Origin of the sequence: Pseudomonas sp. efr-133-TYG-103a (genome assembly GCF_030209235.1) — a bacterium.
GTDB lineage: Bacteria > Pseudomonadota > Gammaproteobacteria > Pseudomonadales > Pseudomonadaceae > Aquipseudomonas.
Map to the genome: position 1 here is coordinate 132656 of NZ_JARVSK010000015.1, position 22626 is coordinate 155281.

The 22626-nt window shown below is 61.0% G+C and carries 17 protein-coding genes and 2 pseudogenes; 12 read left to right on the plus strand and 7 right to left on the minus strand.

Features of this window, described 5'->3' with window-relative positions; translation table 11 throughout:
• Window positions 1–208 precede the first annotated feature (208 nt).
• Together QRN36_RS13685 and QRN36_RS27585 are read left to right on the plus strand one after the other, a co-directional pair.
• Window positions 209–1868, plus strand: a pseudogene (locus QRN36_RS13685) (sigma-54-dependent Fis family transcriptional regulator); the annotation flags it as partial.
• 71 nt (window positions 1869–1939) lie between these two features.
• Window positions 1940–2071: pseudogene (locus QRN36_RS27585) on the plus strand (helix-turn-helix domain-containing protein); the annotation flags it as partial.
• Between the two features lie 263 nt (window positions 2072–2334).
• Here the strand turns inward: QRN36_RS27585 and cysS are convergent.
• Together cysS and QRN36_RS13695 are read right to left on the minus strand one after the other, a co-directional pair.
• Complete coding sequence (gene cysS / locus QRN36_RS13690) at window positions 2335–3717, minus strand: cysteine--tRNA ligase (protein WP_285424509.1); 1383 nt, start codon at window positions 3715–3717, stop codon at window positions 2335–2337.
• Window positions 3718–3741: 24 nt separating this feature from the next.
• Window positions 3742–5439: a glutamine--tRNA ligase/YqeY domain fusion protein gene (locus tag QRN36_RS13695; protein WP_285424510.1), complete on the minus strand. Its 1698-nt coding sequence runs from the start codon at window positions 5437–5439 to the stop codon at window positions 3742–3744.
• 284 nt (window positions 5440–5723) lie between these two features.
• On the opposite strand from QRN36_RS13695, the gene QRN36_RS13700 reads away from it, so the two are divergent.
• The 4 genes from QRN36_RS13700 to QRN36_RS13715 all read left to right on the plus strand — a co-directional run bounded on the left by QRN36_RS13700 (window position 5724) and on the right by QRN36_RS13715 (window position 7848).
• A complete protein-coding gene (locus QRN36_RS13700) occupies window positions 5724–6227 on the plus strand; it encodes a peptidylprolyl isomerase (RefSeq protein WP_093460407.1) in 504 nt (167 codons plus the stop codon).
• Window positions 6224–6976 carry a UDP-2,3-diacylglucosamine diphosphatase gene (lpxH, locus tag QRN36_RS13705; protein WP_285424511.1) on the plus strand — a complete coding sequence of 251 codons (753 nt, stop codon included), beginning with the start codon at window positions 6224–6226 and terminating at the stop codon, window positions 6974–6976. Before QRN36_RS13700 ends, lpxH begins: the two co-directional genes overlap by 4 nt.
• A 193-nt stretch (window positions 6977–7169) precedes the next feature.
• Entirely contained in the window at window positions 7170–7373 is a 204-nt protein-coding gene (locus QRN36_RS13710) for a hypothetical protein (RefSeq protein WP_285424512.1), read from the plus strand.
• Window positions 7374–7437: 64 nt separating this feature from the next.
• Window positions 7438–7848 (plus strand): PA2817 family protein, encoded by a 411-nt coding sequence (locus QRN36_RS13715; RefSeq protein ID WP_285424513.1) that lies wholly within the window; start codon window positions 7438–7440, stop codon window positions 7846–7848.
• Window positions 7849–7893: 45 nt separating this feature from the next.
• Here QRN36_RS13715 and QRN36_RS13720 read toward each other — a convergent pair whose 3' ends face one another.
• Window positions 7894–8943, minus strand: a complete 1050-nt coding sequence (locus QRN36_RS13720; protein ID WP_285424514.1) for an ABC transporter substrate-binding protein — start codon at window positions 8941–8943, stop codon at window positions 7894–7896.
• Between the two features lie 295 nt (window positions 8944–9238).
• On the opposite strand from QRN36_RS13720, the gene QRN36_RS13725 reads away from it, so the two are divergent.
• Window positions 9239–10327 (plus strand): LLM class flavin-dependent oxidoreductase, encoded by a 1089-nt coding sequence (locus QRN36_RS13725; RefSeq protein ID WP_285424515.1) that lies wholly within the window; start codon window positions 9239–9241, stop codon window positions 10325–10327.
• A gap of 108 nt (window positions 10328–10435) precedes the next feature.
• Here the strand turns inward: QRN36_RS13725 and QRN36_RS13730 are convergent, their stop codons facing one another.
• A complete protein-coding gene (locus tag QRN36_RS13730) occupies window positions 10436–11236 on the minus strand; it encodes a class II aldolase/adducin family protein (RefSeq protein ID WP_285424516.1) in 801 nt (266 codons plus the stop codon).
• A 139-nt stretch (window positions 11237–11375) separates the two neighbouring features.
• A complete protein-coding gene (locus tag QRN36_RS13735; protein WP_285424517.1) occupies window positions 11376–12281 on the minus strand; it encodes a LysR family transcriptional regulator in 906 nt (301 codons plus the stop codon).
• 201 nt (window positions 12282–12482) lie between these two features.
• Between QRN36_RS13735 and QRN36_RS13740 the strand changes: the two genes are divergently transcribed.
• The 5 genes from QRN36_RS13740 (at window position 12483) to QRN36_RS13760 (ending at window position 18936) form a co-directional block, all read left to right on the plus strand.
• Window positions 12483–13091: a cysteine dioxygenase gene (locus QRN36_RS13740; protein ID WP_285424518.1), complete on the plus strand. Its 609-nt coding sequence runs from the start codon at window positions 12483–12485 to the stop codon at window positions 13089–13091.
• Window positions 13088–14668, plus strand: coding sequence for a rhodanese-related sulfurtransferase (locus tag QRN36_RS13745; RefSeq protein WP_285424519.1), 1581 nt, complete (start codon window positions 13088–13090; stop codon window positions 14666–14668). The genes QRN36_RS13740 and QRN36_RS13745 overlap by 4 nt, the downstream gene beginning before the upstream one ends.
• 687 nt (window positions 14669–15355) lie before the next feature.
• Window positions 15356–16366 carry an ABC transporter substrate-binding protein gene (locus tag QRN36_RS13750; protein ID WP_285424520.1) on the plus strand — a complete coding sequence of 337 codons (1011 nt, stop codon included), beginning with the start codon at window positions 15356–15358 and terminating at the stop codon, window positions 16364–16366.
• Between the two features lie 21 nt (window positions 16367–16387).
• Window positions 16388–17758 carry an LLM class flavin-dependent oxidoreductase gene (locus QRN36_RS13755; protein WP_285424521.1) on the plus strand — a complete coding sequence of 457 codons (1371 nt, stop codon included), beginning with the start codon at window positions 16388–16390 and terminating at the stop codon, window positions 17756–17758.
• Window positions 17755–18936: an acyl-CoA dehydrogenase family protein gene (locus QRN36_RS13760; RefSeq protein WP_285424522.1), complete on the plus strand. Its 1182-nt coding sequence runs from the start codon at window positions 17755–17757 to the stop codon at window positions 18934–18936. The genes QRN36_RS13755 and QRN36_RS13760 overlap by 4 nt, the downstream gene beginning before the upstream one ends.
• 33 nt (window positions 18937–18969) lie before the next feature.
• Here QRN36_RS13760 and QRN36_RS13765 read toward each other — a convergent pair whose 3' ends face one another.
• Window positions 18970–21258: a molybdopterin guanine dinucleotide-containing S/N-oxide reductase gene (locus QRN36_RS13765; protein ID WP_285424523.1), complete on the minus strand. Its 2289-nt coding sequence runs from the start codon at window positions 21256–21258 to the stop codon at window positions 18970–18972.
• Window positions 21259–21301: 43 nt separating this feature from the next.
• Complete coding sequence (locus tag QRN36_RS13770; protein WP_285424530.1) at window positions 21302–22261, minus strand: ABC transporter substrate-binding protein; 960 nt, start codon at window positions 22259–22261, stop codon at window positions 21302–21304.
• Between the last annotated feature and the right edge of the window lie 365 nt (window positions 22262–22626).

Genomic DNA, 22626 nt, shown 5'->3' on the forward strand with positions numbered 1-22626 from the left:
CCACGATCTAGAGCCTTCGCCACGCAAAACGCCCTACACCGTGATTCGTTGATGAACATAAGTGAACAGAAAATACTGAACACCTGAACAAAATGAACATTGACTTTGAACAATCGTGAACAACAATGGATGGACGTTTCGGGCACGGATGCTCGGCATGAACGCCGTATCCCAAAAACAATAAAAGTACTCGGACGGAGCCATCTACATGGCCACACCAGGCGCATCCCTCGCTCACGACACCATCATTCAGGACTCCTGGGCCCGCTGCCGTCAGTTCGGCCTCGACCATCAGTCCCGTCCCGCTTTCGGCGGCCTTGCACAGCATCAGGTTTCCCAGCTGCTGGAGCGTCATCACTCGCTGGTGCAGACCACTCATCAACAGGTGCTGCCGTTTTACGAGAACATTCTCAGCAACTCCAATTGCCTGATTCTGCTGGCAGACCAGCAAGGCCAGGTGCTCAATTCGTGGGGCACCAAGCGTTTCGTCGAGGCTGACCAACAGATGGGCTTCGTCGCAGGCGCCAGCTGGCTGGAACAGGGCGTGGGCACCAATGCGATCGGCACCGCGCTGGCGTGTGAGCAGGCCGTTCACATTGAACACGATGAACACTTTCTCAAGGCCAACCGCTTCATGACCGGTTCCGCCGCGCCGATCTTCGATGCTTCGCGGCGGATGATCGCCGTGCTCGATGTGTCCAGCGACAGCTTCCTGCCGCCGTCCCACACGTTGGGGATGGTGAAGATGATGAGCCAGACCATTGAAAACCGGTTGATCCTCGATCAGTTTCAGCACAGCCATTTTCAGCTGACGTTCAACACCGGGCTGAACAACCTGGACAGCCAGTGGGCCGGGCTGCTGGTCTTCGACGAGACCGGCCGCATCCTGTGCGCCAACCGCCGGGCCGATACGCTGCTGGGCGTGAGCCTGTTGCAGGCCAACATCGAAAACCTGTTCAAGGCGCCCGTCACGCACTTGCTCGATCAGCCGGAAGGCCAGCCCTTCGCGCTGCAAGCGTCCGGGCACAACCGCTTTCACTGCCTGCTCAAGCGTCCGAAGGCGCCCGTGTTAAGACTGCACCCGGTGCCGACCCCGAAAAAACCCGACGGCAAAAACGTCGGCACGCCCGGTTTCGGCGATGAGAAAGTGGCGAAGGCTGCGAGCCAGGCCCAGCGTCTGCTGGAAAAGAATGTCCCGCTGCTGATCCTCGGCGAGACCGGCGCAGGCAAGGAGGTGTTCGTCAAGACGCTGCACCGGGCCAGTTCCCGTGCCGATCAGCCGTTCATTGCCGTGAACTGCGCGGCGATTCCGTCTGAGCTGGTGGAAGCCGAACTGTTTGGCTACGAAAAGGGCGCGTTCACCGGTGCGCACCATAAAGGCAGCATCGGCCTGATCCGCAAGGCGGACAAAGGCACATTGTTTCTGGATGAAATCGGCGACATGCCCCTGGCCGTGCAAGCGCGTTTGCTGCGGGTGTTGCAGGAGCGATGCGTGCAGCCGCTGGGCAGCAGCGAACTGTTCCCCGTGGACATCCGCATCATTTCCGCAACCCACTGCTCACTGCGCGAACAGGTACAGAGCGGGCGCTTCCGGCAGGATCTGTACTACCGCATCAGCGGCCTGAACCTGGAATTGCCGCCCCTTCGCGAACGCACCGACAAGATCGCGCTGGTGCAGGCGATCTGGGAGCAGCATCGTGAGCCGCAACAGACCGCGGGCTTTGAGCCGTCCGTGCTGGCGTTGTTTGAACGACACCCTTGGCCGGGGAATCTGCGTCAGCTGAGTAATGTTATTCAGGTCGCACTGGCGCTCGCTGACGATCAGCCGATTTCTGCCGAGCATCTGCCAGAGGACTTCTTTGCGGATTTAGAGCTCGCCGAGCTGGACCTCGAAAGCCAGGGCAACGGACCGGAGATGGCCTTCAACCGCAAGGCCGTGCTGAATACGCCGGAGGAGTTGAGCGAGTTGTTGCAGGCCGCGGGCGGGAATATTTCGCAGCTGGCCAAGCGGCTGGGGGTGAGCCGGAATACGCTCTACAAGCGGCTGAGGGAGCAGGATCAGCAGGTTTGACAGTTGCGCCTTTGTCTGAAAACGCTGGACTCGCGCAAATTTGTTTCTGTCCGAAGGGCGTAGGAGCTTGGCTTGCCAGCGATCTGGCGCGAAGCGGCAGTAAAACCAGACACCTCGGTAGTGTCAGGCACACCGTGCATACAGAATTTGCCGCCGCTTCGCGCCAGATCGCCTGCAAGCAAGGCTCCTACGGCCTACGGCCAGAATCAAAAACACAGAATGCGATCGCTCTCACGCAACTGCAGAGCGACCCATTCAAGCGATCAGTCCGCCAATCGCCAGGTCGTTGCGCCCTTCCCGTCTTCCAGCACCACGCCCATGGCGGTGAGCTGATCGCGGATGCGGTCGGATTCGGCCCAGTTCTTGTCGACACGTGCCTGCAGGCGCGCGGCGATCAAGGCTTCCACCTCGGCGGCATCGACGCGTCCTTCCGCACCGGCGCGCAGGAAGTCGTCGGCTTCGAGCTGCAACACGCCCAGCACGCTTGCCAGTTGCTTCAGACGTGCCGCAAGACCTGCAGCCGCGGTGACATCACTGTCGCGCAGGCGGTTGATCTCGCGGACCATTTCGAACAGCACCGCACACGCTTCGGGCGTGCCGAAGTCATCGTCCATCGCCGCCGAGAAACGCTCGACGAACGCTTCGCCGCCGGCAGGCTCGGCAGCCGGAAGACCTTTGAGTGCGTGGTAGAACCGCTCCAGCGCGCCCTTGGATTCTTTCAGGCTGTCTTCGGAATAGTTGATCGCGCTGCGGTAATGGCTCGACACCAGCAGGTAGCGCACCACTTCCGGATGGTATTTATCCAGCACGTCGCGAATGGTGAAGAAGTTGTTCAAGGACTTGGACATCTTCTCGCCATTGATGCGGATCATGCCGCAATGCATCCAGGCATTGGCGTAGGTCTTGCCGGTGGCGGCTTCGCTCTGGGCGATTTCGTTTTCGTGGTGCGGAAACTCCAGATCGCTGCCGCCGCCATGAATGTCGAACGTCTCACCCAGGCAGCAGGTGGACATCACCGAGCACTCGATGTGCCAGCCCGGACGGCCGGGGCCCCATGGCGATTCCCAGCTGGGCTCGCCCGGCTTGACGCCTTTCCACAGGACGAAATCCAGCGGGTCGTCTTTCGCTTCGTCGACTTCGATCCGCGCACCGATGCGCAGGTCTTCGATCTTCTTGCGCGACAGTTTGCCGTAACCGAGGAATTTTCCGACGCGGTAGTACACGTCGCCATTGCCCGGCGCGTAGGCGTAGCCCTTGTCGATCAGGCTCTGGATCATGTCGTGCATGCCGCCGATGTAGTCGGTGGCACGCGGCTCCATGTCCGGCTTGAGGATATTCAGGCGCGCTTCGTCCTCGTGCATCGCATCGATCATGCGCGCGGTCAGTGCGTCGAACGCCTCGCCGTTCTCGCGAGCGCGATTGATGATCTTGTCGTCGATGTCAGTGATGTTGCGCACGTAAGTCAGGTCGTAACCGCTAAAACGCAGCCAGCGAGTCACCAGATCGAACGCCACCATGCTGCGGCCGTGGCCCAGATGGCAGTAGTCGTAAACGGTCATGCCGCACACGTACATGCGTACCTTGTTGCCATCCAGCGGCTTGAAGACTTCTTTGCTCTTGGTGAGCGTGTTGTAGATCGACAGCACGTTGTGCCCCTTACAAGTACAGCATCAGGTCCAGGAATCGCGCAGGGTCACTGTGCGATTGAATACCGGCTTGCCCGGTTTCGAGTCCTTGATGTCCGCGCAGAAATAACCTTCGCGTTCGAACTGGAAACGGTCTTCCGGCGCGGCTTCGCCCAGCGACGGCTCAGCCCGACAACCGGTCAGGACCTGCAGGGAATCCGGATTGATGTTGTCCAGGAACGTCTGGCCGTCCTCAGCCTTTTCCGGGTTCGCGGAGCGGAACAGGCGATCGTACAGACGCACTTCGCACTCGATGCTTTCAGCGGCCGGGACCCAGTGGATCACGCCCTTGACCTTGCGACCTTCCGGGTTCTTGCCCAGCGTGTCCGGGTCATACGAGCAGCGCAGTTCGACGATGTTGCCGTCGGCGTCCTTGATCGCTTCGTCAGCGCGGATCACATAACTGCCACGCAGGCGCACTTCGCCATTGGGCTCCAGACGCTTGTAGCCTTTTGGCGGCTCTTCCATGAAGTCATCGCGGTCGATGTAGATTTCACGACCGAACGGCAGCTTGCGCACGCCCAGCTCTTCTTTCTGCGGATGACGTGGCAGTTCGAGGTGATCGACCTTGTCTTCCGGGTAGTTGGTGATCACGACCTTCAACGGACGCAGCACGCACATGGCGCGCGGGGCGTTGGCATCCAGGTCCTGACGGATGCTGAATTCGAGCATGCCGAAGTCGACCACGCCGTCGGAACGGTTGGTGCCGATCATTTCGCAGAAATTGCGGATGGACGCCGGTGTGTAGCCGCGACGGCGGAAGCCCGACAGGGTCGACATGCGCGGGTCGTCCCAGCCGTTGACGTGTTTCTCGTCGACCAGTTGCTTGAGCTTGCGCTTGCTGGTGATGGTGTAGTTCAGGTTCAGGCGCGAGAATTCGTACTGACGCGGCTTGCACGGCACCGGCAGGTTGTCGAGGAACCAGTCGTACAGCGGACGATGGCTTTCGAATTCAAGGGTGCAGATCGAGTGAGTGATGCCCTCGATGGCGTCCGACTGACCATGGGTGAAGTCGTAGATCGGGTAGATGCACCACTTGTCACCGGTCTGGTGATGGTGAGCATGGCGAATGCGATACAGGATCGGATCGCGCAGGTTCATGTTCGGCGAGGCCATGTCGATCTTGGCACGCAGCACGCGGGCGCCGTCTTCGAACTCACCGGCCTTCATGCGGGCGAACAGGTCCAGGTTTTCCTCGACGCTGCGCTCGCGGAACGGGCTGTTCTTGCCAGGCTCGGTCAGCGTGCCACGGTACTCGCGGGCCTGCTCGGGCGTCAGGTCATCGACGTACGCCTTGCCAGCCTTGATCAGCTCGACAGCCCAGTCGTGCAACTGATCGAAATACTGCGAGGCGTAACGCACCTCGCCAGCCCACTCGAAACCCAGCCATTTGACGTCGCTTTCGATGGCGTCGATGTATTCCTGGTCTTCCTTGGCCGGGTTGGTGTCGTCGAAGCGCAGATGCGTGACACCGCCGAACTCCTGAGCCAGACCGAAGTTCACGCAGATCGATTTGGCATGACCGATGTGCAGATAACCGTTGGGCTCAGGCGGAAAGCGGGTCACGATCTTGGTGTGCTTGCCCGAATCCAGGTCCGCCTGCACGATCGGGCGCAGGAAGTTGGTTGGAATTGCAGGGCCTGCCTTTGAATTCGCAGCGGCGTCTTGAGTGGGCTTGCTCATAGGATCCTTGAAAACCTAACTGTCTTGGCCAGGGTAGGCCGAATAAATCAAAGCGCTTATCATAGCCGAACCTGTCAAGAGCCTGACAGCATGCTGTGACAAAACTGCCGGGAGGGGCGCCCGGCCCGTGCAGGCCGCCGGACGCAATCGCGACTACCCGGCAAGCGGCTACCCTCTGTAAACTGCGCGCCTGAGTCGAATCGGCGGCACCTGCAACCACGCTCAAGTAGCCCGACGCCACGATCGACACGTCCACCACGAATCAGACAAGAGCGATTTCGAACATGTCCAAAGTCAGACTGACCACCAATAAGGGCGAGATCGTCCTGCAACTGAACGCTGAAAAAGCGCCGTTGACGGTCGCCAACTTCCTTGAGTACGTGAACGCCGGTCACTACACCAACACGGTCTTTCACCGCGTCATCGGTAACTTCATGATCCAGGGCGGTGGCTTCGAGCCCGGCATGAAAGAAAAGAAAGACAAGCGCCCGAGCATCCAGAACGAAGCCGACAACGGCCTGCCGAACAAGAAGTACTCGGTGGCCATGGCCCGTACCATGGAGCCACATTCGGCATCGGCGCAGTTCTTCATCAACGTCGCCGACAACAGTTTCCTCAACCACAGCGGCAAGACCGTTCAGGGCTGGGGCTATGCCGTCTTCGGCGAAGTGATCGAAGGCCAGGATGTCGTCGATGCCATCAAAGGTGTCGCTACCACATCCAAAGCGGGTCATCAGGATGTGCCGGCTGAGGACGTGATCATCGAGAAAGCCGAGACCGTTGAGTGATACTGCTGATCTCCGATCTGCATCTGGAAGAAGAACGCCCGGACATCACCCGGGCGTTTCTGGATCTGCTGGCTGGTCGCGCGCGCGGCGCCGAGGCGCTCTATATCCTCGGCGATTTCTTCGAAGCCTGGATCGGCGACGACGCCATGTCGCCCTTTCAGCGCTCGATCTGCGAAGCCTTGCGCGCCCTGAGCGACAGCGGCACACAGGTGTTCCTGATGCACGGCAATCGCGATTTCATGATCGGCAAAGCGTTTTGCAAGGCCGCCGGTTGCACGTTGCTGCCCGATCCCAGCGTGGTCCAGTTGAACGGCGAGCCGGTGTTACTGATGCACGGCGACAGCCTGTGTACGCGCGATGAAGCGTACATGCGCATGCGCCGCTATCTGCGCAATCCGCTGACGCTGTGGATCCTGCGCCACCTGCCGCTCGCCACCCGCCACAAGCTGGCGCGCAAGCTGCGCAGCGAAAGCCGCGCGCAGACCCGCATGAAAGCCAATGACATCGTCGACGTGACACCTGAAGAAGTCCCGCGAATCATGAGTGAATCCGGCGTGAAAACGTTGATTCACGGCCACACCCATCGCCCTGCCATTCACAAGCTGCAGATCGGTGACGAGACCGCCCAGCGCATCGTGCTCGGCGACTGGGACCGTGAAGGATGGGCGCTGCAAGTCGATGAGCAGGGCTTTCAGCTGACCTCGTTCGCCTTCGCGCCGCAACAGCCGCTGGCCTTGCCGGCAAGCTGATCAGCACCCCACTGCACCGAACTGCGTCTGATCCGGCCTGCAGCCGGTCAGGCCGGTGGCTTGCCTGAGCACCGACGTCGATCGGTCAATTTGGCGATTAGCGGCACCTGGAAAACGACGCTCTAGCCTGCACTTCACAAAGAATTGCCCTACACTCCCCGGTAACAACAAGAAAACACAAAGGGGACGCATCATGATCGATCAACGTACGACTCATCGCTGCATGCTCGCTGAAATCGCCTCGGGGGAGGACATTCAGAGCGGCAGACCGACCCAGACCCTGCAAACACTTCTGCTCGTCGGTTTCGTCACCCGGCAACCGAGCCGCGACCGAACCTTCGCCCACCTTGCCCTGACCGAAGCCGGTCATCGATATCTGGCCGGCTTGTGGCATTGAGATAGCGGCAGGCTCCTCAGGGATCTATACTCCCGCGCCTGTTTTTGTCTCTGAGGACCTCATCATGGCCGACGCCGATCTCGACCACACTCTGAACCTGCTGACGCACCTGCGCGGCATCCTGGTCGCGCTGGGAGAAGCCGAACAGGTTCCCGAGGAAAGTCATGCGCTGTTTCTGGAGCGTTATGACGAATTGATCAGCCTGCTGCCGCAAGAGCCGATCGAAAGCCAGTATCTGGGTCAGGACCTGCTTTGCCAGGTGATCCAGCGCTACCCGCAGATCGCGCATCTGGTGCCCCGCGACCTGCTCTGGTATTTCGGCGGCGACTGCCTGCATTTCATGCCTGACGAAGAAATCGACCTGTACACGGCCCTGGAAGAGCGTCGCTACGAGGCCGAGCAGAACGAGGAGCCCTTCGACTGGAATCAGGAAAAACAACTGCTGGCGATGGGTCAGGACGCGCCGAAACACTGACCGGTACCGCCGGGAATTTCAGCAGGGCCGCGTCGACCTGGGAGGTCAACGCGATCCTGCTTCTCCCGCAACCTGCTTCAACAGCACCCCATGCGCACTCGGAAACACCTCTCGGTCCACCAGCCCGGACACCTGCACCGGCTTGGGGAACAGCTTCTTTTCGACGAACAGATCATCCACGCCCTGCAGCGCGGTGATATCCGACTGTTCCAGCGGCAACAGTGATTCGATCCCCCAACTCTGCAGTCGCTGCGACACGGCCAACGGCACGTTGTTGGCCGTGGAAAAGACCTGGGCGTATTGCTCTGGATTCGCCTTGGCCCACTCGAATGCCTTGGCCAGGCGTTGCAACACATCGTTGAGCGCCTGACGCTTGACCTTATCGGCCAAAGCGGCGTCGGACGCGGTGATGAAGGTCAGTCCGGTGTTGATCCCCTCCCCGCTCAGCAAGAGCCGCGCACCGCTTTCTTCGGCGAACGCCTGATAAATGCCGAACGTCGCCCACGCATCGATCTTGCCGGCGTGGAACGCCGACAGCGCGTCGGTGGGCATGACGAAACCGATGTTCACGTCCGATTCCTTGACCCCGGCATTTTCCAGCGCGCGAATCAGCAGGTACTGGGAAATACTGCCTCGCGCAGACGAAATGGACACGCTGCGGCCTTTGAGGTCCGCGATCGTTTTGATGTCTGAATCCTGCGGGACGAGGATGCCGATACTGCGACCCTGTCCACGCCTGACCGCGACGATCCGCAACGGCGTACCGCCAGTGGCCGCAGCCAGAACCGGCGTGTCGCCAGCCGGAGCCAGATCGACGGCGCCTGCGCGCAAGGCTTCGAACAAGGGCGCAGCGCCCTGAAAATTGGCCCATTCGATCTGGTACGGCGTTCCGTCAAACGCCTTCGACGCTTCGACGATGGTGCGCAAGCCTTTGGCCTGATCGCCCAGGATCAGCTTGACCTTCGACCAGTCAGTGGCCTGTGCGGCGGACGCCTGCTTTTGCCCGGGATCGTCGCATCCGGCCAGCAGCGTGAGCGCGATCGAACACAGCACGGCGATGGCGCGACGGGCTTGCGCCCTGTTGAAAGGTCCCATGAATCGACTTCCTTGCAGACAGCGGAGAGGCAGGACTGGCCCGAGACGGCGCCAACCCTGTAAGGAATGCCAGCCTAAGGGCATAAGAAACCCAAGTGAAATTCCCCTTGGAGATAAGCTAATGCTTAATTATTTTGATCTTATTACTAATTTTAATGCGGTATTTTTATAATTAGCTTAGTGCCAAATCGAATTTCACACAGCTGCCGCGTGCCCCTATGTTGCTTGAATGCTCACGCGCGAACGCCCGCGCGTGCGGCCATCAGTCAATCCAACACAGCACAAGGAATCGTTCATGAGCGTCGAATTCATTGGCTACATTGCCACTCAACCGGGATCGGAAATCCACCCGCGCAGTGGCGAGACGATTCAACCCGAATACGTGGAGAAGGTTGCGCGGGCTCACGAAGAAGCGGGATTCGATCGCGCACTGGTCGCCTATCACTCCAACAGCCCCGACAGCGCATTTGTCGCAGCGCATGCCGCGAGCGTGACGCGAAAACTGAAGTTTCTCATCGCTCACCGCCCCGGTTTCATTTCGCCCACCGTCGCTGCCCGCCAATTCGCCACGCTGGACGTGTTCAACGGCGGACGCATCGCAGTGCACATCATCACGGGCGGTGACGATCAGGAATTGCGCGCCGACGGCAGCTTTATCGGCAAGGACGAGCGCTATGCGCGTACCGACGAATACCTGAACGTAGTGCGGCAGGAATGGACAGCGGAAAAGCCGTTTGACCACAAGGGCACTTATTACCAGTTCGAGGGGGCGCACTCGTTGGTCAAATCCCCGCAGAAACCGCACATCCCGCTGTATTTCGGCGGCGCATCGCAAGCGGCGATCGAAGTCGCGGGCAAGCATGCCGATGTTTACGCGTTGTGGGGCGAAACGTACGAGCAGGTCAGAGACATCGTCGAACAGGTTCGCGCAGAGGCTGCCAAGCACGGCCGCACGGTGCGTTTCAGCCTGTCACTGCGACCCATTCTGGCCGACACCGAGGAAAAAGCCTGGGCCCGCGCCGACAGTATCCTCGAACGGGCGAAAGCCTTGGCTCAAGCGTCCGGTTTTCAGCGCCGCGAGCCGGCCAACGAAGGATCGCGTCGGTTGCTGGACGCCGCCGCCAAAGGGGCGCGACTCGACAAGCGCCTGTGGACAGGAATCGCCGGACTGCTGGGCGCCAAAGGTAACTCCACCTCGCTGGTCGGGACGCCGGAACAGGTCGCCGAGGCGCTGCTCGATTATTACGACCTGGGCATCACCACGTTCCTGATCCGCGGCTTTGACCCGCTCGACGATGCCATCGACTACGGCAAGAAGCTCATTCCGCTGACCCGCGAACTGGTGGCCAAGCGTGACCGGGAGAAGAACGAGAAGGTGGCGTAACCGCATTCACGCCATCGCCTGACCCTGACCGTTTCTGGCGCGAACACATTCGCGAACCGGGAGGTCAGGCGATGGAGTTTTCGTCGCCTGCCCCAAATCCCGACTCGCTCACTCCTGGTACGCGGTGCCGTGCCGATCCAGCTCGCGGATCAGGGCATTCCAGTGGCGTGCCACGCCGGGGCCCGTACCGCTTTTGAAGACCTTGGCTTGTTCTTCGACTTTCCTGACCACGTCTTCCGGCGGGAATATCAGCTCGGCATTGCCGGCCGATTGGGCGGCAATCTGTATGTTGCAGGCGTATTCCAGGTTATGCAGCAGCTGAAACGCATGCTCCACGCTCAGGCCTGCCGTGAGCAGACCGTGGTTGCGCAGAATCATCACGTTCTTGTCGCCCAGGTCAGCCACCAGGCGCTCGCGCTCGCCCAGATCCTGCGCAATGCCTTCGTAGCCGTGATACGCCACGCGCCCCGAAAAACCGAGCGAGTGCTGGGAGATCAGTAACAGCCCGTCTTTCTGCGCAGACACCGCAACGCCATCCCGTGTGTGGGTGTGCAGGACCGCTTGCAGGTCAGGACGCGCTGCGTGAATGGCACTGTGAATCACGTAGCCTGCGTGGTTGATGCCCAGACCGGTCGGGTCATCGACGATGGTGCCGTCGATATCCACCTTGACCAGATTGGAGGCTGTGATTTCGTCGAACAGCAGCCCGAATGCGTTGATCAGGAAATGCTCGTCCGGCCCCGGAACCCGCGCCGAAAAATGCGTATAGATGTGGTCGGTCCAGCGTTTCAGCGCGGCGATGCGGTAGGCGGCGGCCAGTTTGACGCGCACCTCCCACTCTTCGGCGCTGACCCGGTCACGCACATGGGTTGAACCGGCTTGGACGGGCAAACTACTGACGTTGCTCATGCATGACTCCCTGATGATCCGATACAGATGTATCGAGGGAGCCTAAGCGCTTGGAAAAATCTTTTAAAATCACATTTTAGTCTAAGCTAATTATCAATATTTTTTATTATGAGGCCGGACCGTCCCCGTCTGCAGAGTGTCACGCTGCGTCTTGCGATTGCTTCAGCGAGCCAGCCACCAGACTGCCGAACGACGCGACCGGCCCTTGCAAATTGCCCAGAAACCGCGGATAGATCAGCCACAGGTCCATGACCGGTTTGAAGTCCTTGAGCGGCAGCACCGCCAGCAGATCGCGGTGGGCGCTGCGTTCGAGCAGTGGACGCGGCACCAGCCCCAGGCCCATGCCATCGGCCACCAGCCCCAACTGCAACTCGGTGCCGAAGGTCTCCAGGTTGACCTTCAGACTCAGCCCCTGATCGGTCAGGGTGCGTTGCAGGCCTGCGCGAAATCCGCAGCCATCGGGATTGAGTACCCAGCCCTGTTCGTAGCAGTCGGCCAACTTGACGGGCTTCTTCGGCACGGCGCTCCTTGCGCAGACGACCACCAGCTCCATCTTGCCGATGGACTCGCCGATGATGCCCTCAGGGAAAATCTTGCCCGCCGGGAACAGCGCCGCAGCGGCGTCCAGCTCACCGTTCTCGATCTTGCCGATCAAATGGCTGCCCCAGCCGGTGACCACTTGCGCACGCAGGTCGGGAAATTGCCCACGCAGGTGTTTAATCGCGTCAAGCAGCACCACATCGCCGATGGTCTGCGGCACGCCAAGACGCAACAGGCCGCTGGGCGGCGTGTCACTGGCCACCAGCTCACGCAATGAATCCATTTCCCGCAGGATCGCCAGACACTTCTGATACACCTGCGTGCCCATGGGGGTCGGCTTCAGCGGCTTGGTGTTGCGGTCGAACAGCTCGACGCCCAACGCTTGCTCGAAGTTCTGCACGCGACGGGTGATCGCAGGTTGGGTCAGGTCCAGCGACTCGGCGGCATGGCTGATCGACTGGCAGCGAATCACAGCCACGAAGGCATCGATATCATCAATTTTCATTCGGATCGCACATGGAAAATAAGTAAGGAGATAGGCAAAAAGCATAATTCCAATTGCGGCCTCTGGATAGTGCGCCCCGCCTTCAGCACCCTGCCCAAGGGTTATCAAATGCCTTTTCGTTATAACCTAATCATCAATAAATAGCATATTAAGCACGCAGATTATGCTTATATTGATCATCCACAACTGCCCGGAGCCGACATGACTCACCCTCGACACCCTGAACGACTCAGGGCCTTCATTGGCGCTCTGGCTGAATTGATCGATGGCAATCCCCGCGAGGGTGATCTGCTGCATCGCGGCGGCAAACTGCTCGGGCAACTGGTCAGCCACGACGACTGGCTGCCGGACGAGTTCGCCGTGCCCGACCCTACACGCTATCAACAATTCCTGCTGCACGCCGACTCGCGCCAGCGCTTTTCCATCGTCAGTTTCGTCTGGGGACCGGGTCAAAGCACGCCGATTCACGACCATCGCGTCTGGGGTCTGATCGGCATGTTGCGCGGCGCCGAGTATTCTCAAGGCTTCGCGCGCAGCGCCGATGGCCGGCTCGAACAGGAAGGGGCGCCGATCCGCCTTGAACCCGGCCACGTCGAAGCCCTCTCGCCTCGCAGCAATGACATCCATCAGGTGAGCAACGCGTTCGACGACCAGGTGTCCGTCAGCATCCACGTCTATGGCGCCAACATCGGCGCCGTGAAGCGTGCCGTCTACCAACCCGACGGCAGCGAAAAACTGTTTATTTCCGGCTATTCCAACGCTTATCTCCCGAACATCTGGGATCTGTCCAAAGAGAACCAAGCCCAATGACTCAAAGCACAAGATCGTTCAGCGACATCCGTAAAGCCCTGCTGGCGCGGGAGGAAGTCGCGCTGGTGGATGTGCGCGAGGAGGCGCCTTTCGCCGAATCTCACCCGCTGTTCGCCGCCAACATTCCGCTCTCCAAACTGGAACTGGAGGTGTTTTCCCGCATCCCTCGTCGCGACACGGCCGTCACGGTTTATGACAATGGCGAAGGCCTGGTCGAGGTGGCGCTGGAGCGGCTGACATCGCTGGGTTACAGCAACGTGAAGCTGCTCGAGGGCGGCTTGCAGGGCTGGGGCGACGCCGGCGGCGAGCTGTTCATCGACGTCAACGTGCCGAGCAAGGCATTCGGCGAACTGGTCGAGCATCACCGGCACACGCCGTCGCTGGCGGCCGAAGAAGTCAAACAGCTGCTCGATGCCAAGGCCGATGTGGTGGTGCTGGACGCGCGCCGGTTCGATGAATATCAGACCATGAGCATTCCCACCGGGGTCAGCGTGCCCGGCGCCGAACTGGTGCTGCGCGCGCGCGAGCTGGCGCCGGATCCCAAGACCCGGATCATCGTCAACTGCGCGGGTCGCACCCGCAGCATCATCGGCACCCAGTCGCTGGTTAACGCGGGCCTGCCCAACCCGATCTCGGCGCTGCGCAATGGCACCATCGGCTGGCTGCTGGCAGGCCAGACACTGGATCACGGCCAGTCGCGCCGCTTCCCCGAGGTCAAAGAGGCAACCCGACAAACCGCGCGTTCCGATGCGCGTCATGTCGCCGACCGTGCCGGCGTCAAGCGCGCCAGCCGCGCCGAACTGAAAGCCTGGCAGACAGACGCCGCGCGCACCACGTACCTGTTCGATGTGCGCACGCCGGAAGAATATGAAGCCGGTCACGTGCCGAGCGCGCGCTCGACACCGGGCGGGCAGCTGGTGCAGGAGACCGATCACTACGCCAGCGTGCGCGGCGCACGTATCGTGCTGGTGGATGACGACGGCGTGCGGGCGAACATGTCGGCCTCATGGCTGGCCCAACTGGGCTGGGAAGTGTTCGTGATCGACGACCTGCGAGCAGGCGACTTCAGCGAAAAAGGCGCCTGGAATGCGCCCGTTCCCACACCTTGGCAGGTTGAAGAAATTACCGCCGACACCCTGCGCCAATGGCAGCAGCATGCCGGTGTGGCGGTGCTCGACTTCACCGCCAGCGCCAACTACGTGAAGCAGCACATCCCCGGCGCCTGGTGGACCTTGCGCGCCGACCTGTCCAATGCCCTGCGTAAAATCCCTGCTGCCGAGCGCTACGTCCTGACTTGCGGGAGCAGCAAGCTGGCGCGTCTGGCCGTGCCTGAAGTCGAGGCGCTGACGGGCAAGCCGGTCTTTTTGCTCAAGGACGGTACCGCGAGCTGGATTGCTGCCGGGTTCGAGCTCGAACAAGGTGAAACCCATCTGGCCTCCCCGCGCATCGACCGCTATCGTCGGCCCTATGAAGGCACTGAGGCACCCCGCGAAGCCATGCAGGCGTATCTGGACTGGGAGTTCGGTCTGGTCGAGCAGCTGGGTCGAGACGGCACACACGGTTTCCACGTGATTTGACGCCCTGAGCAAAAAGCTGCATGAGCGCCTGCCGCGATGTGAGGTTCACTCCCACAGAGTTCTCCGGGTATTCCCGAACTCTCCGGGCACGCTCAACTCCCGCAGGAGCGCGCTTGCCCGCGAAGACTGGTTTCCAGCCGAAGCATCTCCGCCGAACACACCGGCCAATTCGCGGGCAAGCGCGCTCCTACAGGGTACGCGGGGCTGACGGGCATCGAGCCAGGCCACAGATCTGTGGGCCAAGCTTGCTCATGAACGCTGACTTCCAGACGCTACATCTCTACAGCAGGCACTGGCCTCTTCCCGGCTGAAGCCGGTCCTACAGACGCTGCGAGCTTTTCGCAGGACCGGCTTTAGCCGGGAAGGCGTCGGGCGTCACGCCGTTGACCGAGGGGGCTGTTAAAGACAGTTGGCTCGCTCCCATCGCAGACAGGCGCATTGCTCCATTACAACTCAATACACAACACGATACGCGCAGCGCAAAGCCCTGCGACGTGAATATCCAGCCCTTGATTAAATGCAATATTTTTATATTGCAATCAAACAAAATCACGCAAATACATAATTAGCATATAACCAAAAGATACTTCTCATACGTTTCTTATAGGCTTAAGGTCATAACTCTAGCCGACCCCTTCTCCAGGCGGAGGCTGCGAATTTCATATCCAAGCCTGGAGACACTTACCAATGTCCGCCCTCCCCCGATCCCTGCTGCGCGCCAGACATCTGTTGCTCGGCGCAGCGCTGGCCCTGTCATTGAGCCAGACCGCCTTCGCAGCCGACGCCTTGCAACCGCTGCTGGTGGCCAATCAGAAGTCGGCGCTCAAGGTCTTGCTGGAAGTGTCCGGCGAACTGAAAGACGTACCGTATGAGATCAAGTTTTCTGAATTTCCCTCAGCCTCGCCGCTGGGTGAAGCCCTCAACGCAGGCGCGGTGGACGTCGGCGCGCTGGGCGATGCGCCGTACGTATTCGCACTGGGCGCCGGCGCTTCGCTGAAGGTCATCAGCATCACCCACGTCAACGGCCGCTACACCACCGCGCTGATCGTGCGTAACGACTCGCCGATCAAGTCGGTCGCCGATCTCAAAGGCAAACGCATCGTCACCGGGCGCGGGTCCATCGGGCACTACCTGGCCATTCGCGCGCTTAATGAAGCCGGACTGAAAACCAGCGATGTCAGTTTTGTCTATCTACTGCCGAGTGAGTCCCGGCTGATCCTCGACAACGGCGACGCCGATGCCTGGGCGACCTGGGCGCCCTACACCACAGTCGCCACCCAGAATGGCGCACGTATTTTGCCCAACGGCCCGGACCTGCTGACCAACCATTCCTACGTCGCTGCCACCAGCAAAGCCATCGCCGAAAAGCGCGTGCAGTTGGATGACTTCGTCGTCCGCCTGGATCGCGCCTATCGCTGGGTCAACGCCCATCCCAAGGAATACGCCGCCGCACAGGCCAAGGTCACCGGCCTGCCGCTGGAAGTCCACGTGGCCGTCAATCAGGACACCCACATGGAACGGGTGAACATCGACGACAGCGTGATCAAGGGCTTGCAGAACACCGCCGACATCTATGAGCGCGAGGGCATCCTCAACAAGCACGTCGACGTGTCCAACGGCTTCGATCCCGAATTCAACGCCATTCGCCTGGCCGCCGAACAGGCCGCCACGCAGAACAATCCGCAAGCGGCGCGCTAAGCGACCGAAGGAGCGCATCTGATGAGCAATTCCCGTCAACTCAAATTCGGCGCCATGGTGCATGGCGTGGGGCATGGCTGGGGCGAATGGCGCCACCCGGATGCGCTGGCCGACGCGAGCACCCATTTCGAGTGGTACAAAGGCCAGGCAAGGCTGGCGGAGGACGCGAAGTTCGATTTCGTCTTCATCGCCGACAGCCTGCATATCCACGAGAAATCGAGCCCGCACTACCTCAACCGCTTCGAGCCGCTGACCATTCTTTCGGCGCTGGCGGCGACCACGTCGAAAATCGGCCTGGTGGCGACGGTCACCGTCAGTTACACAGAACCGTACCAGGTCGCCCGGCAGTTCTCTTCACTGGATCACATCAGCGGCGGACGTGCCGGCTGGAACGTCGTCACCTCGTGGCTCAGTGGCACCGCCGAAAATTTCAGCAAGGCCGAACATCCGCCTCACGCGGTGCGCTACCGCATTGCCAAGGAACATGTATCGACGGTCAAAGGGCTCTGGGACTCCTGGGAAGATGACGCCTTCACCCGCAACAAGCAGACCGGCGAGTTTTTCGACCGCGACAAATTGCATGCGCTGAATCATCGCGGCGAGTTCTTCCAGGTCAAAGGCCCGCTGAACATCGCCCGCTCGAAGCAGGGCCAGCCGGTTCTGTTCCAGGCCGGCACGTCAGAGGACGGGCGCAATTTTGCCGCCGAATACTCCGATGCCATCTTCGTGCACGCCGAGTCATTCGAAGACGCCCAGGCTTATTACGCCGACCTCAAACGTCGCGCCGAAGCGTTCGGCCGCAACCCGGACGCCCTGTCGATTCTGCCCGGCATTCGCCCCATCGTCGGGCGCAACGCCGAAGAGGTCGAGCATCGCTATCAACAGGCCGTTGAACTGGTGAGCATCGAGGACGCCATTGTCGCCCTCGGCCGGCCGTTCAACGACCATGATTTCAGCCAGTATCCGCTCGACGCGCCGTTCCCGGAGTTGGGTGATCTAGGGGCCAACAGCCAGAAAGGCGGCTCCGATCGTATCAAGCAGCAGGCACGTGAACATCATCTGACGCTGCGTCAGGTGGCGCTCGACTTTTCCCGGCCACGGCGCGAATTCGTCGGTACGCCTGAGCAGGTGGCTGATCAGATTCAGCACTGGTTCGAGAACGGCGCAAGCGACGGTTTCATCATCAACTCGTTGCTCCCCGACGGCCTGAAATACTTCACTGAACTGGTCATCCCGGTCCTGCAGAAACGCGGACTGCAGCGAAGCGACTACACCGGCACGACCCTGCGCGAACATTTCGGGCTGCCGTTTCCGGTCAACCGCTATACCGCCGCCCGAGCGTCGACTGCGCCTGTGCAAACCACCGACAGACACACACAGGTTCCGGCATGAACGCAGGATTGAAACCGGCCACAGCTGCAAGCGTCGAATCCGATGACGCATTCCTTCTGCGTTTGCAGGGAATCAGCCGGCAGCTGGCAGAAACCGCCGCGCATTACGACGAGACGGGCGAGTTCCCACACGACAATTTCCGTTTGCTGCATGAGCACGGACTGCTTGGCCTGACCGTCGAAAGCGCGCTCGGTGGCGGCGCGGCCGACTTGCGCCAGGCGCAACGGGTCATCAGCGCCGTGGCCAGGGGTGAACCGTCGACAGCGCTGATTCTGGTGATGCAGTACATCCAACACACGCGTATCCGCGACGTCAGAAACTGGCCAGAGCACCTGCGCCGTCGGGTTGCGCTGGACGCCGTCAACGAGGCCGCGCTGATCAATGCCTTGCGCGTCGAGCCAGATCTGGGCTCACCCTCGCGCGGCGGCCTGCCCGCCACCGTGGCGCACCGAACCACCGAGGGCTGGCGGATCAACGGCCGGAAAATCTACTCCACCGGCAGCCATGGCCTGACCTGGTTCAACGTCTGGGCGCGCAGCGACGATACCGACCCTGCCGTCGGCGTCTGGCTGGTGCGCAAGGACAGCCCCGGCGTGCGTATCGTCGAAGACTGGGATCATCTGGGCATGCGCGCCACGTGCAGCCATGAAGTGATCTTCGAGGACGTGCTGGTGCCGCTCGATCATGCGGTCAACACCAGTCCGTGGACGGCGCCGCAGCCGGAGCTGGACGCCAACGGCGTGCTCTGGATGGCGGTGTTGATGGCTTCGGTGTACGACGGTGTCGCGCAATCGGCGCGGGACTGGCTGGTGCAGTTCCTCGAAGAACGCAAGCCCTCCAACCTCGGCGCGTCGTTGTCGACACTGCCGCGCTTTCAGGAGGTTCTCGGCCACATCGACACCTTGCTGTTCGCCAACCGAACGCTGCTGGATTCGGCAACCCACGGCCTGACCCCGGCAAGCCATGCCGCGCAGATCAAATACCTGGTGACCAGCAACGCCATCCGGGCGGTCGAGCTGGCCATCGAAGCGACCGGCAATCCTGGGCTGTCGCGCAGCAATGCCTTGCAACGGCATTACCGCAACGTGCTGTGCGCTCGGGTGCACACGCCCCAGAACGATGTGGTGTTGCAAGGCGTGGGGAAAGCCGCGTTCGCGGCGCGCAAGGCTCAGGACTGAGCCTTGCGCATCTGATCACGGTCGAGGGCCGAGTCAGTCCAGTATCAGCGGCGGGTCGAACGCGGTGATTGCGGGCAATGGCCCGCGCCACTTCTCGACCCCCACGAATGCTGTCTGCGCCGAACAGCCCTGAGACAGGCTCGATGAGCCGACATCCTCCGTCACGACGTTCGGGTTGCCATGGACTTCCAGGCTATGGGAGTGGCCTTTGCTCAGCGGATCGAACCAGGCGCCAGTCGCAATCTGCGCGACGCCGGGACGAATGTCATCAGACAGGATGACCCCTGCCAGAAACGCCCCGCGCGGGTTGAACACCCTCACCACGTCGCCCTCGTCAATCCCCCTCGCTTGTGCATCCTGCCGATTGAGGGTCAACGGCTCACGCCCCTGCACCTTCGAGGCCTGACTGTAAGCGCCATGATCGTACTGGCTGTGCAGGCGGGTTTTCGGCTGGTTCGACAACAGGTGCAGCGGCAGTGACCCGACAGGCTTGTCCAGCCAGACCGGATGGCCGGGACAGTCCTGATAACCGAAACCCGCAATCGTCTCGCTGAAGATTTCCAGCCTGCCGGACGGCGTCGGCAGCGGATTGCCCTCGGGATCATCACGAAAGGATTTGAGCAGTACGGTGTCGCTTTCCGGGTAATCCACCTCGAACAGGCCGTCACGCCAGAACTGTTCGTAATCGGGCAACGTGACTGCAAAACTGTCGGCGCGCTGGCGCGACTCCTCATAGATGAAGCGCAGCCACTGAGCGGCATCACGACCTTCGGTGAACACCTGCTCGAAGTGCAGACGTTGCGCCAGCGCCGCCAGGATCGAGTAATCGTCACGCGCCTCGCCGATCGGCTCGATGGCCTTGCGCATCGCGATCATGAAACGGTCGGAGGCCGCGCTGCCGATGTCATCGCGCTCAAGGGCGGTAGTGGCCGGCAGCACGATATCGGCGTATTTCGCCTGAGCCGTCCAATACTGCTCATGGACGATGATGGTTTGCGGACGTTGCCAGGCGTTCAGCAGGCGATTGAGGTCCTGATGGTGATGGAAAATATTGCCGCCCGCCCAGTACACCAGGCGGATGTCCGGATAGTGCAGGCGTCGGCCGTTGTAATCGAACGGTGCGCCCGGATTGAGCAGCATGTCGGTGACCCGCGCCACCGGGATGAAGTCCTTGACCGGGTTCACGCCCTGAGAAAACCTTGGCCCTGAAAACGCCTTGCGACCGCTCCCGGTGTTGTTCATGCAGCCATAACCCAGACCGAACCCGCCGCCCGGCAGACCGATCTGCCCGAGCATCGCCGCCAGCGTGACGGTCATCCAGAACGGCTGTTCCCCAGACTGCGAGCGCTGCAGCGAATACGCGACGTTGATCATCGTGCGCTTGCTCGCCATTTCACGCGCCAGACTGACGATGCGCGAAGCGGGAATGTCGGTCAGGCCCTGCGCCCACCCCGGCGTTTTCGGCACGCCATCGGCGTTGCCGCACAGGTATTCGATGAACCGCTCATGGCCAACGGTGTAACGACGCAAAAATGCCTCATTGTGCAGCCCTTCGTCGACCAGCACCCAGCACAGCGCCATCATCAACGCGGTATCGCTGCCAGGTCGTACCGCCAGCCACTCGTTATGTTCCGGGCCCTGTAAATCGCTGCGCAGCGGGCTGACATTGACGAAGCGCACGCCCGCCTCCGACATGCCCTGAATCCCTTGACTGACCAGATGATCACTCGCCCCGCCGGGGCTGCACTGGGCGTTTTTGACGGGCAGCCCGCCAAACGCCACGAACAGCTCGCAGTGGCGCGCCATGTTCTGCCACGACGTATGCGCGGCCAGCAGCCAGTCCATGTTGCCGACGATGTGCGGCATCAACACTCGCCCGGCGCCCAGGCTGTAGCTGTCGACGCTGTAGACGTAGCCGCCAAATCCGTTGAGGAATCGATGCAGCTGGCTCTGTGCATGATGAAAACGGCCAGCACTGCCCCAGCCATAGCTGCCGCCGAAGATCGCCTGGTTGCCATGCTCGCTTTTGACCCGGGACAATTCCGCTGCGACCAGATCCAGCGCGGTGTCCCAGGACACTTCGACGAAGGCTTCCTGACCGCGCAGATGCGGCTGGCGCAGCGCTGGATGATCCGCAAAGCGCTCGAGAAAACTGCGACGGATGGCGGGCCGACGGATCCGCGTGGGCGAGTCGATTGCGCCCGGTATGGACGCGCCGATGGGTGAAGGGTCGGCATCCCACTCCACCGGGTCCATTCCCACCAGTCGCCCGGCGTCCACGCGCGGACGATAAGCGCCCCAGTGCAGCGAAGTGAAACTCATAGGTGCGTGCTCCCGATGGTCTGCGACTTCGGCATGGACGGGATCATCGCGCCGCCTGCGCCGACGCCTGCTCCGTGCCGTCCAGCACTTGAGTGAACGAGTCATCGAACACTGTGCCAGCCGGATAGGCTTTCGTCAGCCCGGCGCCGTTGAAAAAGTCGATGGTCTGCTGCGCCTGTGCGATCACCTGCGGCGTGATCGGCAGCACCACGGTGGCCGAACGCTCGAACCAGCGTCGCGCAACCTCGGCATCGGCTTTGGAAAGCTGCGCCCAGGCGTTGGCGTAGGCGTCGGTGTTCTGCTTGCTGGCGACGGACCAGGTCCGAGCCTTTTGAAGACGCTGCAGGAAATCGCTGATCTGCACACGCTTGTCCTTTATCGCCCGATCGTTGGCGACAATGAAGCTCTGCGCTGGAATCAGGCCAGTCGCCGTGGTGATCACCCGCCCGCCTTGGCGCTCCTGCTGAATGACGTAGGGGTCCCACGTCGCGATGGCATCGACCGAGCCACCGTCCAGCGCATGGGAAGCATCCAGTGCACTCAGGTAGCGGTAGTCCACGTCGTTGCGCGGGACACCCGACTTGTCCAGCGCGGTCAGCATCAACTGTTGGCTCCATGAGCCTTTCCAGATCGCCACCCGCTTGCCCTTGAGGTCGCTGATGGTTTTGATCGGCGAATCCTTGCCGACCACGATCGCCACACCGTCAAGGTTCTGCCGGGAAACACCGATCACTTTGATCGGCGCACCGAGCGCGCCGAGGAACAATGCCGGCGCATCGCCCAACAGGCCGACGTCGAGACTGCCGGTGTTCAATGCTTCGGCCACCGGTGATCCGGCGGTGAATTGTTTCCATTCCAGAGTGTAGGGCAAATCATCGAGTACGCCGGCGGCTTCCATCACGGTACGCGCGCCATAACTCTGATCGCCCACCACCAGGTCTGCCGCCTGGACGGTGCCAAGGCAGGCAGCCAGCAACACCGCGGGTAAGGCGGTGCGCAACATAAGGGACTTGATCGACACGGGCATCTCCACAAGGCTCCATCGGAACCGGATCATTGAATGAGCGCGGTCCGCCTGTGCGGTTGCCGATTATCTGCTGAAGGGACGGGCCTCGATTGATCGGGACCGTCTCAGCATTAGAACCATAACACCGAAATTTACATTACATAAATTCATTATGGATCTATATAAATATGCAAAATCTGCAGCGCCGATGTGATCGTCTCAGCAGCGCTGAGGAACGGGTTTGAAGGAAAGAGGCAAATCGAACGCAAACAAAAACGCCGCTCTGTTGAGCGGCGTTTTTGAGAATTTGGAGCGGGAAACGAGACTCGAACTCGCGACCCCGACCTTGGCAAGGTCGTGCT

Excerpts from the sequence above, each read along its gene's own strand:
- QRN36_RS13725 (WP_285424515.1), top strand. The coding sequence starts at position 9,239 with ATGAGCGTCGAATTCATTGGCTACATTGCCACTCAACCGGGATCGGAA.
- QRN36_RS13695 (WP_285424510.1), bottom strand. The coding sequence starts at position 5,439 with ATGAGCAAGCCCACTCAAGACGCCGCTGCGAATTCAAAGGCAGGCCCT.
- QRN36_RS13760 (WP_285424522.1), top strand. The coding sequence starts at position 17,755 with ATGAACGCAGGATTGAAACCGGCCACAGCTGCAAGCGTCGAATCCGAT.
- QRN36_RS13730 (WP_285424516.1), bottom strand. The coding sequence starts at position 11,236 with ATGAGCAACGTCAGTAGTTTGCCCGTCCAAGCCGGTTCAACCCATGTG.
- QRN36_RS13765 (WP_285424523.1), bottom strand. The coding sequence starts at position 21,258 with ATGAGTTTCACTTCGCTGCACTGGGGCGCTTATCGTCCGCGCGTGGAC.
- QRN36_RS13745 (WP_285424519.1), top strand. The coding sequence starts at position 13,088 with ATGACTCAAAGCACAAGATCGTTCAGCGACATCCGTAAAGCCCTGCTG.
- QRN36_RS13740 (WP_285424518.1), top strand. The coding sequence starts at position 12,483 with ATGACTCACCCTCGACACCCTGAACGACTCAGGGCCTTCATTGGCGCT.
- QRN36_RS13700 (WP_093460407.1), top strand. The coding sequence starts at position 5,724 with ATGTCCAAAGTCAGACTGACCACCAATAAGGGCGAGATCGTCCTGCAA.
- QRN36_RS13710 (WP_285424512.1), top strand. The coding sequence starts at position 7,170 with ATGATCGATCAACGTACGACTCATCGCTGCATGCTCGCTGAAATCGCC.
- QRN36_RS13750 (WP_285424520.1), top strand. The coding sequence starts at position 15,356 with ATGTCCGCCCTCCCCCGATCCCTGCTGCGCGCCAGACATCTGTTGCTC.
- QRN36_RS13770 (WP_285424530.1), bottom strand. The coding sequence starts at position 22,261 with ATGTTGCGCACCGCCTTACCCGCGGTGTTGCTGGCTGCCTGCCTTGGC.
- QRN36_RS13735 (WP_285424517.1), bottom strand. The coding sequence starts at position 12,281 with ATGAAAATTGATGATATCGATGCCTTCGTGGCTGTGATTCGCTGCCAG.
- QRN36_RS13720 (WP_285424514.1), bottom strand. The coding sequence starts at position 8,943 with ATGGGACCTTTCAACAGGGCGCAAGCCCGTCGCGCCATCGCCGTGCTG.
- QRN36_RS13715 (WP_285424513.1), top strand. The coding sequence starts at position 7,438 with ATGGCCGACGCCGATCTCGACCACACTCTGAACCTGCTGACGCACCTG.
- QRN36_RS13755 (WP_285424521.1), top strand. The coding sequence starts at position 16,388 with ATGAGCAATTCCCGTCAACTCAAATTCGGCGCCATGGTGCATGGCGTG.